At 44.5% G+C, this 16,085-nt stretch carries 8 protein-coding genes; 2 read left to right on the top strand and 6 right to left on the bottom strand.

The genetic code is table 11. The features are described from left to right. Window positions 1–24 precede the first annotated feature (24 nt). Window positions 25–4,869 (top strand): NAD-glutamate dehydrogenase, encoded by a 4,845-nt coding sequence (locus CUR83_RS07250; RefSeq protein ID WP_284719377.1) that lies wholly within the window; start codon window positions 25–27, stop codon window positions 4,867–4,869. Window positions 4,870–5,004: 135 nt separating this feature from the next. On the opposite strand, the gene CUR83_RS07245 is transcribed toward CUR83_RS07250, so the two are convergent. The 3 genes from CUR83_RS07245 to cysG all read right to left on the bottom strand — a co-directional run bounded on the left by CUR83_RS07245 (window position 5,005) and on the right by cysG (window position 12,306). Further along, window positions 5,005–8,880, bottom strand: coding sequence for an AAA family ATPase (locus tag CUR83_RS07245; RefSeq protein ID WP_284719376.1), 3,876 nt, complete (start codon window positions 8,878–8,880; stop codon window positions 5,005–5,007). A gap of 78 nt (window positions 8,881–8,958) precedes the next feature. Continuing rightward, entirely contained in the window at window positions 8,959–10,530 is a 1,572-nt protein-coding gene (locus CUR83_RS07240) for an exonuclease SbcCD subunit D C-terminal domain-containing protein (RefSeq protein ID WP_212563536.1), read from the bottom strand. A gap of 153 nt (window positions 10,531–10,683) precedes the next feature. Next, window positions 10,684–12,306 carry a siroheme synthase CysG gene (gene cysG, locus CUR83_RS07235; RefSeq protein WP_284719375.1) on the bottom strand — a complete coding sequence of 541 codons (1,623 nt, stop codon included), beginning with the start codon at window positions 12,304–12,306 and terminating at the stop codon, window positions 10,684–10,686. A 310-nt stretch (window positions 12,307–12,616) separates the two neighbouring features. On the opposite strand from cysG, the gene CUR83_RS07230 reads away from it, so the two are divergent. Then, entirely contained in the window at window positions 12,617–12,802 is a 186-nt protein-coding gene (locus CUR83_RS07230) for an SDR family NAD(P)-dependent oxidoreductase (protein WP_284719374.1), read from the top strand. A 34-nt stretch (window positions 12,803–12,836) separates the two neighbouring features. On the opposite strand, the gene CUR83_RS07225 is transcribed toward CUR83_RS07230, so the two are convergent. From CUR83_RS07225 to CUR83_RS07215, 3 genes are read right to left on the bottom strand one after another with little or no spacing between them, the layout of a single operon-like run. Then, entirely contained in the window at window positions 12,837–13,475 is a 639-nt protein-coding gene (locus tag CUR83_RS07225) for a phosphoadenosine phosphosulfate reductase domain-containing protein (RefSeq protein WP_212563538.1), read from the bottom strand. Window positions 13,476–13,526: 51 nt separating this feature from the next. Beyond that, complete coding sequence (locus CUR83_RS07220) at window positions 13,527–14,117, bottom strand: DUF934 domain-containing protein (RefSeq protein WP_212563539.1); 591 nt, start codon at window positions 14,115–14,117, stop codon at window positions 13,527–13,529. Then, window positions 14,110–15,795, bottom strand: coding sequence for a nitrite/sulfite reductase (locus CUR83_RS07215; protein WP_212563540.1), 1,686 nt, complete (start codon window positions 15,793–15,795; stop codon window positions 14,110–14,112). The genes CUR83_RS07220 and CUR83_RS07215 overlap by 8 nt, the downstream gene beginning before the upstream one ends. Window positions 15,796–16,085: the final 290 nt, after the last annotated feature.

Genomic DNA, 16,085 nt, shown 5'->3' with positions numbered 1-16,085 from the left:
AACCTATAAAAAGGACGAAGGACAATGCCAAACTCCCTCAGTATCGCAAAAGAGCGCATTAGCCAGATAAGCGATATTGCTACCAGTTATGTACAAAAAGACAAATCGCTATTTGATCATTTTATCCATAGCTACTATGAGCCGCTGCATCAAGAAACTGCAGAGGCGATCAGTAATGCTGATTTGGCGGGCATGGCGCTACATCACTTTACATTGCTCAAAGCCTATGATTGCAGCAAACCACAACTGGCAGTATTGAATCCCTTAGCAGAAGAGCAGCACTTTCATAGCTCGCACACGGTCATTCAGATCGTGGCATATGATAGACCATTTTTAGTCGATACGATCTTGATGAGCCTTGAAGCTGAAGGTATCGATGTGCATCGTACTTACAATATCATCGTAAGTGTTAAACGCGATGAGGACGGCCAGATTACTTATGTTGAAGGCGCACATGAAAGTGCCACTTCTCATATGTCGTTGATTCATTGTGAAATTGCGTATCAAGATAATGAAAACTTGGAAGCATTACAACAAATGCTTATGTCTAAAATTGACACGCTTGATACCGTCGTTGGCGACTGGAAACAAATGCGTGCGCAGTTAAATGACATTAAAGCTGAGCTGTCTAGCAAACCACTGCCAGAAGTGTTCTACTCACAACAAGAAATCCAAGCATTTTTAGATTGGATATTAGATGACCACTTTATCTTCTTAGGTTATCGCGAGTACCGCTTAGAAGGCGGTCACGAAATCGAAGTCGCCGAACCTACTAATTTGGATTTATTTGCCATTGGTAATAGCGGTCTTGGTCTATTGCGCGGTTCAGAAGAAGACAAGATATCAGAAAGCTTCAATCAACTGCCTAAAGGGCTAAAACAATTATTAACTGAGCCGCGCGTGTTGATGCTGTCTAAATCAAGCCGTGTATCTCCGATACATCGCTCGGTATATATGGACTTTTTGGGTATCCATAAGTTCGATGATAATGGTAAATTGATTGGTGAGTATCGCTTTATCGGTTTGCTGACATCGCAAGCGTATCAGCTTACCGTACAGCAAATACCGCTACTACGCGAAAAGGCCAACCAGATTATGGCCATGGCAGAATTGCCACGTGATGGTCATGCTCATCATAAATTGATGCATGTGATTAATACCTTGCCACGTGATGATCTGTTCCAAGCCAGCGTCGAAGAGCTGTACCCAATTGTCTCAGGTATTAGCCAATTACAAGACAAAAAGAGCTTACGCTTATTTAGCCGTATCGACCATTACCAACGTTTTGTCTCGTGCTTAGTTTATATTCCACGTGATAAGTTCAACACTGAGCTACGCATCAAAGTACAAAACGTTCTAAAAGATGCTTATAACGGTCTGTCTTCAGGTTTTACCACTGAATTCAATGAATCTGCGCACGCCCGCGTCCATGTCCATGTGCGTACAGTCCCAGGTCAGGTAAATGACGTCAATATCGCGACACTTGAAGCCAAATTGTCAGCACTTATGCAGTCATGGGATGACAATTATCAAAAAATGCTACTCGATAATGTGGGTGAGCAACAAGCCAACGCTTTGACTCGTCGCTTTTTAGACTATATTCCTGCAGCTTACCAAGAGCGTTTTGATGCTCGTACCGCAGTCGAAGATACGAAGCGTCTGGCGGGACTGACCGCAGAAAACCCAATGATTTGGCATTTATACCACTCGACAGGCGATGCACGTAACCAACTTCACCTAAAGCTATACGGTCGCGAGCAGCCTGTTATCTTGTCAAAAGTACTACCAATACTTGAAAACTTTGGTGTATCGGTTATCTCAGCACAAACTTATGAGTTTGATTTGCCAGAGCAGCCTATTTGGATGCAAGAGTACGAGCTGACGCTAGAGCATGTCGATACGGTCAATATGCAAGTCGTGCGTGGTCAGTTCGAAGATAGTCTCAAGCAAATTTGGGCAGGCCGTGTTGAGAGCGATTCGTTCAATGAGTTGGTACTAACGACCAAGCTCGACACTTACGATGTCGTCGTATTACGTGCGCTGTCTCGCTATATGCTACAAGCTCGTGCGCCATTCTCCAGTGCTTATATTCAGCAAACTGTTGTTAAAAACAGTGATATCAGTGTGGCATTGGGTAGCTTGTTCGATGCGCGCATGAACCCTGAATATAGTGATGAGACGCGCCAAGAAAAAACAACGAAAATTCAAGAGAAAATCACTGCTGCGTTAGTAGATGTCGATAGCCTAGACGAAGATCGTATCTTGCGCTGGTACTTAGATTTGATCAATGCGATGGTACGTACCAACTTCTATCAAGTAGATTGCGACGGTCAACGCAAAGATCGTTTGTCGTTTAAGTTCTTGGCAGCAGACATTCCAAATCTGCCTAAACCAAAGCCAATGTTTGAGATATTTGTGTATTCACCGCGCGTTGAAGCGGTGCATCTACGTGGTGGCAAAGTCGCCCGTGGTGGTCTGCGCTGGTCAGATCGTATGGAAGATTTCCGTACCGAAGTACTTGGCCTTGTCAAAGCACAGATGGTCAAAAACGCAGTAATCGTCCCTGTTGGCTCTAAAGGCGGCTTTATTGTCAAAACCAAAAGCATGGCTGATGGTCGTGAAGCGTTCCAAGCAGAAGGCATTGCCTGTTATCAGACATTCCTACGCGGTATGCTTGATGTGACTGACAATATCGTTGATGGAACGATCGTCCCGCCAGCCAACACTGTACGCTATGATGAAGATGATCCGTACTTGGTTGTCGCAGCGGACAAAGGCACAGCGACTTTCTCTGATATCGCCAATGCACTCGCAGCAGAGTACAACTTCTGGCTGGATGATGCTTTTGCTTCAGGTGGTTCAGTAGGTTATGACCATAAAGCCATGGGTATCACAGCGCGCGGTGGTTGGGAGTCGGTCAAACGTCACTTCCGTATGCGCGGTATGGATATCCAAAACCGTGATGACTTTACCGTGGTCGGTATTGGTGACATGAGTGGGGATGTATTCGGTAATGGTATGCTGCTCTCAACGCATACTAAGCTCGTTGCTGCCTTTAACCACCTGCATATCTTTATTGATCCTAATCCAGACACGGCGGCCTCATACGCGGAACGCGCACGCTTGTTTGAGCTACCGCGCTCATCATGGGCAGATTATGAAGCATCATTGATCAGTCAAGGTGGTGGGATATTCTCGCGCCAAGACAAGACTATCGCTATCAGTCCTGAGATGAAATCGCTCTTTGATATCAGTGCAGACAGCCTTGCACCGAACGATTTGATCAGTGCGTTATTACGTGCGCCTGTCGATCTGATTTGGAATGGTGGTATCGGTACGTATGTCAAAAGTGCAAATGAGACGCATGCCGATGTTGGCGATCGTGCGAATGATTCGCTACGTATCGATGGTAATGAGCTACGTGCAGCCGTCGTTGGTGAAGGTGGTAACTTAGGTCTAACTCAGCAAGGTCGTATCGAATACGCTCAAACGGGCGGACGCATATATACAGATGCCATCGATAACTCAGGCGGTGTAAACTGCTCGGATCATGAAGTCAATATCAAAATCTTACTTGGCAAGGTGGTCGAGCAAGGCGATATGACGCTGAAGCAGCGTAATGAATTGCTTGAGAGTATGACTGACACCGTAGCAGAATTGGTACTACGTCAGAACTACTTGCAACCACAAGCCATTGAGCTGAGTCATATTCGCGCCGCAGCCAATCTAAGCGATCATCAGCGCTTCATCCAAATGTTAGAGAGTGAAGGGCGCCTGGATCGTGCGATTGAGTATCTACCATCAGACGAAGAGATTACGAAGCGTCAAAAAGCAGATACTGGTCTGACCAACCCTGAGCTCGCAGTCGTCTTGGCTTATGGCAAAATGTGGGTCTATGACAATCTATTATCATCTGATTTACCAGATGATCCGTACTTCATTAACGAGCTACGCAAATATTTCCCAGATGAGCTTGCGTCACGCTTTTTTGATGAAATGACTGAGCACCGCTTGCATCGTGAAATCATCAGCACTTACTTGACCAACAGTGTGGTCAACCGCTTAGGTATTGAAGCGTTATTCCGTCTGTTTGAGGAAACCGATCAATCACTAGCGACTATCGTGCGTGGTTATGCGATTAGCCGTGATGTATTCAACGTATCGCGCGCTTGGCAAGCATTGGAAGCATTGGATAACCAAGTTGAAGCAACACTACTTCTGAATCTTGAGCTGCGTCTACGTGATGCGCTTGAGCGCGGTGTGGTCTGGTTCATCAATGCCTTTGGTCAAAACTTGCAAGTTGCTGATATGATTAGCCGCTTTAGCGATAGTGTTGAAAAACTGACTAAGCCAAGTGGTTTTATCGAGCAGCAGTTTGCCCAATATTTGCAAGAAGACACCGAGCGTTTGATGCAAAAAGATCTGTCTGACAACGATGCTACCTTATTTGCGATGCTACCGTATCATGTCGATGCGCTTGATGCTGCATTGCTGGCTGAGCAATATGAGCGTCCTGTTGATGAGATTGCAACCCTATACTTTGAAGCCTATCAAGTGTTGCAGTTAGATTGGATGATGGACAATATTGCCAATTTACCACAGCAAGACTACTGGGATCGCCGTGCACGCCATGCGTTAGTGAACGAGTTGTCACGTAGCTTGCGCCTACTAATGGATGCGGTACTGTCTAAACCAGATGCCAAGCAGGCATTTAGTGAATGGAAAGCAAGACACGTCGATCAGCTTGCAGCAGTCACGACAGAGATGAATAAGTTAGATGAGCTGCATAGCAACGATGAAGAAGGTCAAATTGGTCTGTCAACGCTGTCAGTATTGATGAGTGAGCTGAGTGGTTTAGTCACTAAATAATCAGTTACTCATTAAGAAATAAATATCTGTAAGTTCAAAAAAACCACCGTTCTTAATGTTCGGTGGTCTTTTATTGTCTAAACAAAATCGTTTAATCGAAAGTAGAGTAGAAAGTAGCAAACTGACTAGCTTAAATTACGAGGCTTTTTCACTGACAACTTTGTGACATCCTTGACCACTAATTCGGCTAAAGCCGCCCGAGAGCTTTTCGACCTTAATTTGGGTTAAGATACGATCTTTTAGCGTCTGTACATGGGAGATTACCCCGATTAATTTTCCTTCTTGCTGCAAATTGGTCAGTGTATCTAGCGCAATATCCAAAGACTCTTCATCCAAGGTACCAAAACCTTCATCCAAAAATAGCGAGTCTACGCGAATATTTTGGCTGGCCATTTGTGATAGTCCTAGTGCCAGAGCAAGGCTAATAATAAAGCCTTCACCGCCTGAGAGATTTTTGGTACTACGAATCTCACCGCCTTGATAGTCATCCATGACGTTGAGCTCAAGGGGGTTGCCATCATCACGAACCAGCAGGTAGCGATTGCTCATCTTTTGCAGCTGAGTATTTGCATGACTGATCATAATGTCAAAGGTAAGTCCTTGAGCAAAGGTACGAAACTTCTTTCCACTATTTGAGCCGATCAAATCATTTAACTGTCGCCACACTTGTAACTTATCTTTTTGGGCATTGATGGCATTAATCTGTGCCTGTTGCGTGCTTTTCTTATCCTCATTGTCTCGTAACTGCTGACTGATTGCACCAATTGACTCAATGCAGCTATTAAACTTCTCTTGGACTTGCGCTTGCTGCTGGATAAGCGTTTCTTTATCGTCTGTTGTCAGCGGATTAGCTTGCTTATCTTCTAATGCTTTCTCGGTTTCATTCAATAAGGATTGCGCTTGCTTGAGTGCATAATCAATATGTTCTTGCTGCTGTTTGAGTGCATTACGCTCATCCATAGGCAAGCGCGCCGCCAAAAATTCTGCTTCCGTATCAAAGCTGGAGGAGGCAAGTGCCGTTTGGAACTGGTTTTCTAGAACCTGCACGGTATCAGCTGCTGCTTTGATTTGCTGGGTGATCTGCTCTCGTTGGTCTTTTAGCTGCTTGAGCGTGTATTCAGCACTGTCTAGTTGTCTTTGGGCAACGGACTGATCGGTTTTCGCTTGTTCTAATGCCGCGCGCAAACGCTGCTCTTCTGCATCGGGATCTTTGTCGGCGAAGACATTGATTCTGTGTGTTTGTAGCTGCTCAAGCGCCTTTATTTTTTCAATCACGAGTTGAACCAGACTATCAAGCTCCTGTTGGTCTTTATCCAACTGGGTTTGTTTGGTATCGATCTGTATTTCTAGACCGCCTAGTTCTGTCGCTAGCTTTTGCTGATGCTCTTTATAATTATTAAGCCCATTTTTTATGGTTATAAGCGCTGCGTGCTGCTGACGCAATGTCGTGATATGCGTATGATAATCCGCCTCGTTTAGGATAACTTGGCTATCAATACTTTCCATCAGGGGATGTAAAGTTGACTTCGAGGCGCGTATCTGCGCGATTGCGTTTGACTGAAACGTGCCAGCGGCGTATCTTTCTAAGAGCTGAATGATGTCATTTTTAAGGGTGGTTAATTCAGAGAAATTATCGTGAATGTGTTTATCTGTATTATCTATACTCACGGATGTTATTTTGATATTCGTCTCAATCCCATTAATATCGCTTGCCAGCTTATGCTGCTGTTGTGCTAATGCGCTAATGTCCTCGCGCATGGTAGCGAGCTTCTCGCCAAGCCTCTGATAATTGGACAGCGTGCCTCTAAGTGATGCTTTACGTTCGGTCAATTGATGTTGAGTGCTCTTTAACACCGGTATTATATCTACATGTGTCTCAAGTTGCTGCAATGGTTGTATCATTGCCGCGATAAAAGGTGAGTAGTTTTCCTTCAGGACTAAACTCACTGACTGCTTGATATCAGCTGCTAGTTTTTGTGCTTGATCTTGTAGTAGGTTTTTCTGATTTTGCTGTCGCTCAAGCTGCTGCTGTTTGGTTGCTTGATTGATACGATGTACAGATAATCTGTTTTCCAAATCGGATATGGTGGTGTCCAGCTCTATCATTTGTTGCTGAATCTGATCTGCTTCGGTATCTGATATCAAATGCGGGTGGTTTGCGCCATAAGGATGCTCAAGCGATCCGCACAGCGGGCAGGGATGACCGTCTTTTAGATCAGCAATGTGGCTTTCTAGAGTGGCTACTTTTTGTAGTAGATATAACTGTGTTTGTTTGTCTTGCCGCTTGTCTTTAGTGGATTGGATAGTGGATGCTTTATTAGTAATGATATCAGCCAGCACTACCAAATCGTCTTGTATTACTGGTAGCTCAGTGTCTATATCTTTGATCTGTGCGCGAAGCTCATTGAGCTTATCTACTTTTGACTCTATTTGTTCAAGCTGACGATCGAGGCCATCTATCTGTTCTTGTTCGCTGTGTATCTCAGGTAGAGACTGTCTTTCAATTAATTCGGCTTGCTTTTGTTGTAATTCCTCGATCTGAGCTTGCAGAGCTTTTTCTTTAGCCGCTTGATCCTTTTGTAGTGGATACAAGGTTCTAAGATGGCTTTGATACTGGTCTGTATTGTGTTTTTGGTTGGCCTTGCTGATATTTAAATCAGCATTGTCTTGGAGCAGTGCTTTTAAACTGGTGCAATAACTCTTAAAATTAGCAATATCGCCGTCGATGTCATTTAAGTCATTTGCACCATTAAGATTGCGCGCTATATCTGCTAATTGGGATTTATTTTGTACTGCTTGTTGTTGATGGTGATCAATCTCTAGGCGTAAGCGCTGAGTATGGTCCGATAACGTATTCTCCCTTTGCTGCGCTTCTTTTAATCCCTGCGTTTGCTGCGTAATGTCGATATCTAGTCTACGCGCTTCTCTAATATTAGGTAAGGTGGATCGCAGCGCTTCATCAGCGGCTTGTACGCGAGTTTTTACGGTATCTAGCAGCACGTTCGCTTGGTGTAAGTTATTCTGTGTTTGCGGCAGCGTATCGTTAATTCCTTGCTGTTCATTTTGTAAACGTTTTAGATTATTGCGGTCAGAGGCAAGCTTTCCGTATTGACTATCAATCTCCAACGCCTTATTGGCAGCGGTTAAGCGTCTAGCGTCATGGATAAAGTCTTGCTGAGCCTGCTGAGCCTGCGCTAGATCATTTTGATAAGTGTTCAGTTTTTCTTTTGATTCTGTGACGCTATCTAGCCACTTTATTTTTTCGACCAAATCTTGAATTTCTCGCTGCTGCGTACTCTGGGTGCTTTGATATAACTGCAAATCGGCTCTTAATTGACCTTCTTCTTCGGTATCTAAAAGTGCCAAGCCATCTAAACCATATTGCAGTTTACTCAATATCTCTTCTTCAGTGCGTTTTTTATTATGAACATGTGTTGAAATGGTGGCATAAATATCAGTACCTGTAATTTTTTCTAAAATATCGGCACGCTCGTCAGCTTTTGCCTTCAAAAAAGCTGAAAAACTGCCCTGAGCCAGCAATATAGAGCGAGTGAACTGCTGAAAGTCCATCCGAGTCAGTTTAATTATTTTATTTTTGGTATGTTTTAGCGTGCTCTCTAACAGCTCATCTTTTTTTGACGAGTCATCAACGTTTATCTTAGCAATTTCATGAGTGGCGTCTTGCAGATTGCCATCTGCCTTATTATAAGCACGGCGCTGTCCCCAACGGCAGCGGTACTGCTCACCATTTAAATCAATCACGACTTCAGCGAAGCATTCCGCTGTTTGCCGCGTCATTACTTCATTGCTGCTTTTGCTGATACTGTTGATCCTTGGTGTTTCACCATATAGCGCCAGACAAATCGCATCCAATATGGTGGTCTTGCCAGCGCCAGTCTGTCCTGTGATCGCAAAGATACCTTCATTGGTAAAGGCGGTGTCAGCAAAATCAATGTGCCATTCACCTTTGAGAGAATTGAGGTTTTTGAGTCTGAGTTCGATTAGGCGCATGGATATATCTTATTATTAGTGATAGCAGCAACTGCAAAAATTTAGAAAATAGAAATGCGATAATGATTCACACTTATATTATTCTGCCTGTTTGTCCTCATGATGTAAGTGATAAAGTATCTGACCATAGGCATCACGCAACGAGTCTTTTTGTGACTCAGCCACCTCATTAATCGTCAAGCAGCGCTCAAATACTTCCATCTCATTCAAGTCTTGCAAATTCTCCGAGGTTTGCTGTTGGTTAAGCACTTTATTATAAGTGCGGGTGTTCTTAATCTTTAATACCTCACATGTCAGCCCATCTACCATCGCTTGTACTTGCTCACGTAAGTCACTGACAATCTCGTCACCCGTATAAACCACCTCTAACCAAACAGAATCCGTTGGTGTGAGTGATTTTATCGTTTGTGAGATTGTGGTTAGGTCACCAGATATCTGCGCTAGCTGTTGGAACTTTGGAATGGGTAGAGAAACTACCTGCATCTGATTGTGGTCATCATGATGCAAAACTTTGTTAGAAGTAATGGAGTCGTTAGGCTTGGGTTTATGCTGTTTTTGATCGTCAGTGTTCGCTTGAGGAGCCGCTGTTGTTATCTCATGATTATCAGCTGGCGCGTCAAATCCAAATAAGTCATCCATATAGACAGTGGCTTGACTCGCTATTTTCTTAGCAGTCTTTTCTGCTGATTTTTCAACCTTAGTAACCGTATTAGATAGATGAGGTACAACGCTATCAGATGTGATGTTTACTTCTATGATTTCATTATCAACATTAGCTATAGCACCAAACTGTACCAGCAATACCTGTTTTTGCTGTTTTGCCTCCCCAAAGCCCATTGCAATGGGTGAGCCTGAGTAGCGAATACTCTCACGACCGCCAACGCGCTGTGGTACGTGCAAATGCCCAAGGGCGACATAGTCAAAACCCTCATCAAACATATCAGCGGAGATTTTGCCAAGTGAGCCAACATAGAGATCGCGCACGCCGTCATCATCGGTTGTTTTGCCACCAGCGGCGAATAGATGACCTGTGGCAATGATAGGGATATGCCGTTGATGTACCTCGATTAATTTGGCCTGCTGTTCTCTAGCAATCGCTGCTACTTCATCATAGTGGGCGCGAATACCTTTGATAACATTGGCGTCTTTGCTATCCGCAGACTCGCCAGCGCTACTGCTACGTACATCACGGTCGCGCAGGTAGGGTACAGCGGCGATAATGCAATGAGGATTGTTATCATCATCACCTAAGACCAATACCTCATCTTCTAAATCATCACAAGCAGTCCCAATCACATGGACATTCAAAAATTTGAGCACATTGCTTGGCGCATCCAAAAACGTCGGTGAGTCATGATTGCCTGCGACAATGACCACATGCTGACAGCAGGAACGTGAGACTCGCCCCAAAAACTCATAATATAGCGCTTGGGCTTTATTGCTGGGCGTCATGGTATCAAAGATGTCACCTGCGACAATCAATATATCTACTTGCTGTGCGCTAATGGTGTCTTTTAGCCACTGCAAAAATGCCTCAAACTCTTCATAACGCAGACGACCATAAAGCCTGCGCCCCAAGTGCCAATCGGACGTGTGCAATATTTTTAAAGGTCTAACAGAGATATATTTAGAAGCAATAGATAGGGGCATAGTTTGGCTTATCATTAAACGTCAGAACATTAATTAGGTAGCTTTCATTCTAGCAAGAATCGTTGAGATTTTCTCTGTTGCCAAAAGAAAACCCTACCAATAGATAATTGACAGGGTCGCTTTGCGGTACAGGTAATAATAAAACACAGAAGATTAATCGATGATGAGCTGCTCTAGATCGTCCCCTGAATTTGTCGCAAGATTTGCAATCATCGATAGCGCATGAGCTTGTTGATCTATGGGCTGTTTGACTGCTTCACCTCTTGAACCTTCACGTAACCAGTTTTTAGCTATGTCATCGCTGCTTTGGTTGTGCTGCTGATTTTGTAAATTGTACCAAGCCAAATCATGATGCAAGCTGACCACATCGCCCATAATAAGCAGGGCAGGCGTCGGCAGCTGAGCGGTTTCTTGCTGACTGACGATGCTGGCAAGCGTACCTGTTAGGACTTGCTGATTGGGCATACTGGCATTAGAGACAATGGCAATTGGCGTATCAGCACTACGACCAGCGTCAACCAAGCCTTCAGTCAAGCGCGCCAGCGAATGCAGACCCATATAAAAGACCACCGTCTCATCGGTGTTCAAGAAGTTTTTAAAGTTGTTGTTGGGCGTGCCTGCCTTCAAGAATCCTGTCACAAAACGTACGGACTGTGAGTGGTCACGGTGAGTTAAGGGTATGCCAGCATAGCTAGCAGCGGCATTGGCAGCGGTGATCCCTGGTACGACCTGATACGGCACACCATGAGCGCGCAGGCTTTCAATTTCTTCACCGCCACGACCAAAGATAAATGGATCGCCACCTTTTAATCGAACCACACGCCGACCTTCTTTGGCGCTATTGACCAATAACTCATTGATGCCAAGCTGCGCGACAGTATGGTTACTGCGTTTTTTACCGACAAACACTTTGTCTGCATCACGGCGGCAAAGATCCAGCACTTGTGGAGATACCAATGCGTCATAGTAGACAATATCTGCTTGCTGCATCAAACGCAGCGCTTTAAATGTCAAAAGCTCTGGGTCACCAGGGCCTGCGCCAACGATATAGACTTCGCCTACGGGGGGTGATTTTTTTTCTGACTCGTCTGATAGCGTAGGCGTTGTATTTTCCGCAGCATGGGCTTTATCATGAATAGCAGCGGCAGTACTATCTAAATCCGCTTGCAACTGGGCAGCGGCTTCCGTTTCATTACCCGCAAACATCAACTGACTGACTTGACCCTCAAACGCACGCTCCCAAAATTGGCGGCGTCCAGTCAGCGTTGGTATTTTGGACTTTACCTCGCTGCGAAAATCCCCTGCCAGCTTGGCCAGTTTGCCATAGCCTTGCGGGATTAAGGTCTCAAGGCGTGCCCGTAATAGCCGTGCCAATACAGGCGCTTTACCATTTGATGAAATGCCGATGACAATAGGGTTACGATCAATAATGGCTGGAAAGATAAAATCGCACAATGGCGGCGTATCGACCACATTGACCGGGATATTTAGCTCAGTCGCATCTGCGTAAATCTCATGGTTAAGCGTTTCATCGTCAGTCGCGGCAATGATCACGCGAGCGCCTGACATATAGGATTTGTGATAGTTTTTTTCAATCAACTCGTGCTTATTGTCACTCAGTAACTCTCGTATTTCGTGGCTGATATTAGGCGCAAGAATCGTAATGCACGCGCCAGCACGGCTGAGCAAGTCCGCTTTACGCAGTGCCACTTCGCCGCCGCCCACGATGAGCACTTTACGGCCTTCTAATTTAAAAAATAGCGGGAAGGTGTTCATAGTGTCACCATATATTGGATTATTTATTATAAAAGTAGAAAAGATATAAGGAATGCCGCCATTATGAGGTATCACAGACACACTCTCACCTAATGAATTGGCATTAGTATATTCATTTTTGAAATATTAATTGATATTTTTCTTGCTAATAGGAATAGATTAAATGACTTTCTTAAATCAATAAATTATTTAATACACGCTAACATATCCCAAAATTAGGGTGTGCTAGCATGTCTTAAGATAATTAATCGTATATCAATAATTTACAATATTTAAAAAGAGTAAGCATACTATGAAACTATAAGACAGAGTGGCGATTATATTTGGTGGCACTTCAGGGTTGGGCAAGGCGACGGCAAAGGCGTTTGCTAATGAAGGTGCTAAAGTCGTCGTCACAGGACGCGATGAGGTGGCGGCGCTATTATTTAGGTCGCAAATAGCTTTAGTAGTTGCAAATATGATCGTCAATCATAAAAAAAGCCCTCTCTTAAATTAAAGAAAGGGCTTTTTTCATTCAGAAAACACTAAAATTACAGCTGCGTATGCAGACCACACTCACGGCTTTCTTCTACCTTAGTTGGATCAAAGTAGTCATGCTCGTTTGGTAGGTTGTTTTCTTCTAGATACACATCCAAATCTGCATCGGTTTTTTCAAACAATGGCGCTACTTTCAATACGCCGTCTTTTGATAAGCTAAGGACATCAAGACCTTGGCGGAACTCAGTTTGGTCTTTACGAATCGCGTTAAACCATACGTCAGGCTTTAGCTCAGCAAGGGCGCGGCGGAATGGCTCAAGTTTCACTTGTTCAGTGAACTCGCCATGTTGCGGGTTGTCAATGCCTGGGATACCATTCATGGTTGAATCACGGTGTGCAGCGGTTTGTTTTGGGATATACGTCACAACGTTGAGATCAAGATCACGAATCAATTTGTTGGCAAATTGATAGGTCGCATCGGTGTTATAGCCTGAATCTACCCACAATACTGTGATGTCAGGGCGCTGCTTGGCAACCAAATGCAAGATAGCAGACTCATATGGGCGAAAGTTGGTGGTGATGATTGGGTTTTTGGCTTGCGTCAGCGCCCACGCTACAATCTCTTCTGGTGATTTACCTTGCAAATCTTGGTTTGCTTGGTCGATATCTAGGTTTGGGTGTAATTGGCTCATAATATATTCCTTAATAATTGTTAATATAAAAATGGTTCTTTAATATCGAGTTTAGGTTTTTGAGAACATCGGTAATGCTGAAGCGTCTCGACCATCATAGCTACTGGCTAGGGCAGTGAAGGCTTGGCTAATATCAGATTTAGCATCATGCTCATTGAGTACAAAGCTAGTAGCACCAGCGCGCAGCAAATAAGCAATTTGATCACGACCAAACGCGCCTGCCATACGAATATCACCTTCATAACCAAGCTGACGCAGGGTCTGTGCAAAACTAAAACCGCGACCGTCCGCAAAACTTGGGACATGAATGACGATCAAGTCTTGCGTCAATAAAAAGTCTTTTACATCAGGCAGATCATCAGCATCGGTGTTGGACGTGATCCACACACCCAATCGGCTGCTGTGCTGCTTGAGGATATCCAATACTTGCGCGAGCAAACCGTTTGCCAGTTTTCCATCAGCATTTAATAAATCTGCTAATGGGACAAGTACATCAACTTTTTCTTGTTTGTGTAACAGCTCAAGTAAGGTCAGGTTTGATAACGCGATACCGTCAGGCAGCTGCGCTGTCACTAGCGCTTGCCAAGTATCTTCGCCACTGATGTCTGCGCCATGGCTATCGAGCACATGATGATTAGCCATAGACCTTCTCCTTAAAGGGGGCGATACCAACGCGGTCAATCACGTCACCAAAACCCTCAACATCTTGTTCGTTAGTGCCGCGTATATCGAGATACACATCTAAAATGGTTTGTAAGGTGCTGGCCACATCATCCGCTGGCACCGCTTTTCCTAAGATTTTGCCCAATTTGGCGTCATTACTAGAGTTACCGCCAAGGCTAATCTGATACCAGTGCTCGCCTTTTTTGTCCACACCCAAGATACCGATATCACCTGTGTGATGGTGGGCGCAGGCATTCATGCAGCCTGACATGTTTAGGCGAATATCACCAAGATCATACAAGTAATCTAAATCATCAAACTGCTTTTCGATTTGCTCAGCGATATTGTGCGTAGTCGCATTGGCCAGTGAGCAATAATCCCAACCTGGGCAGACAATCATGTCGGTTAGGGTGTTGATATTGGCACGTGCTAAATGCAAATCTGACAACTGCTGCCACAATTCATAAAGCTCATTGGTTTGCACATCAGCGAATACCAGATTTTGCTGATACGTACCGCGCAACTCACCAAAGCTATAACGATCAGACAAATCGGCAAGCGCATCCATTTGCGCATCGCTCAAGTCACCTGATGGCACATAACGACCGTCCACCAGTCCGGCTTTTAAAGAGATTACGACCGCACGGTAACCGTCCACCTTATGTGCCACAGTATTCTGGTTATACCAATTGGCAAAGTCTTTATCAGCGTTTAGTTGTTGTTGTAACTCAGACTGTACTGCGAGCGCATCAAATGATTGATAATCAGGCATGCTAAAGTAGCTGGCAGCGGTGTCAAAATTGTCATCCGTCAAGGTCAGCGGACCGTCTTTGGTGTGCGCCTCCCACTCAGCTTCTACCAGTTTGGCAAACTGATCGCCGCCTAAGCTGTCGACCAAAATCTTGATACGGGCTTTGTATTTATTGTCACGACGACCATGCAAATTATAGACGCGCAAAATCGCATCAAGATAACTGAGCAAATGCTCGCGCGGTAAGAACTTGCGAATTGTTTTACCAATAATAGGCGTACGTCCTAAGCCACCACCAACGATCACTTCAAAGCCAAGCTCGCCTGCGTCATTGGTAACGACGTGCAGACCCACATCATGTACTTGCGTTGCCGCACGATCCGCTTCGGTACCGATGACTGCAATTTTAAATTTACGTGGTAAAAAAGCAAACTCAGGGTGGAAGGTTGACCACTGACGAATGATTTCGCAATAAGGACGTGGATCAGCGATTTCTTCCTTATGGATACCAGCGTAAGGATCGGTTGTGGTATTACGAATACAGTTGCCTGAGGTTTGGATGGCATGCATCTGTACCGTTGCCAATTCTGCCAAAATGTCTGGCACTTCTTCTAGTTTTGGCCAGTTCAGCTGAATATTGGTACGAGTCGTGAAATGCCCGTAGCCTTTGTCGTATTTGCGGGTAATCTCAGCCAATTTGCGTAGCTGATAGCTGGCAAGCAAGCCGTAAGGAATGGCAATACGGAGCATCGGTGCATAACGCTGGATATACAAGCCGTTTTGCAATCGCAGTGGCAAAAACTGCTCTTCTGGCAGCTCACCTGCCAAAAATCGTGCGGTTTGGTCGCGAAATTGGGCAACTCGTTCGTCTACTAACGTCTGGTCAGCGTAATTATATTGATACATGACGTAATCTCAGTTTTGTTTTTGGTCTTAAAAGCAGCGATGGCAGCAATCTAATATCTGTGCTCGTAGGTGATAGACTTTACCACAAATCGCAATTTAAACAATTCAGGGTCACATCATATAAGCTTCTATCTATAAACATAAATTCCTTTCAGACATATCCATATCCAAACACAGCATAAATTTTCATAACGAAAGTTAGGTAGCCTATGCTTATCAAATTTAACGCCTGATCACTAGTACGCTACTTCTTATCTATCGACGGCTTTCTTCTCAGTTTTGTATATTTA

It is taken from the genome of Psychrobacter pocilloporae (genome assembly GCF_029872915.1).
Lineage (GTDB): Bacteria > Pseudomonadota > Gammaproteobacteria > Pseudomonadales > Moraxellaceae > Psychrobacter > Psychrobacter pacificensis.
Note: the sequence above shows the minus strand (reverse complement) of the source record. Positions and strands in the feature narration are given on the sequence as shown.

Excerpts from the sequence above, each read along its gene's own strand:
- CUR83_RS07250 (WP_284719377.1), top strand. The coding sequence starts at position 25 with ATGCCAAACTCCCTCAGTATCGCAAAAGAGCGCATTAGCCAGATAAGC.
- CUR83_RS07245 (WP_284719376.1), bottom strand. The coding sequence starts at position 8,880 with ATGCGCCTAATCGAACTCAGACTCAAAAACCTCAATTCTCTCAAAGGT.
- CUR83_RS07240 (WP_212563536.1), bottom strand. The coding sequence starts at position 10,530 with ATGCCCCTATCTATTGCTTCTAAATATATCTCTGTTAGACCTTTAAAA.
- cysG (WP_284719375.1), bottom strand. The coding sequence starts at position 12,306 with ATGAACACCTTCCCGCTATTTTTTAAATTAGAAGGCCGTAAAGTGCTC.
- CUR83_RS07225 (WP_212563538.1), bottom strand. The coding sequence starts at position 13,475 with ATGAGCCAATTACACCCAAACCTAGATATCGACCAAGCAAACCAAGAT.
- CUR83_RS07220 (WP_212563539.1), bottom strand. The coding sequence starts at position 14,117 with ATGGCTAATCATCATGTGCTCGATAGCCATGGCGCAGACATCAGTGGC.
- CUR83_RS07215 (WP_212563540.1), bottom strand. The coding sequence starts at position 15,795 with ATGTATCAATATAATTACGCTGACCAGACGTTAGTAGACGAACGAGTT.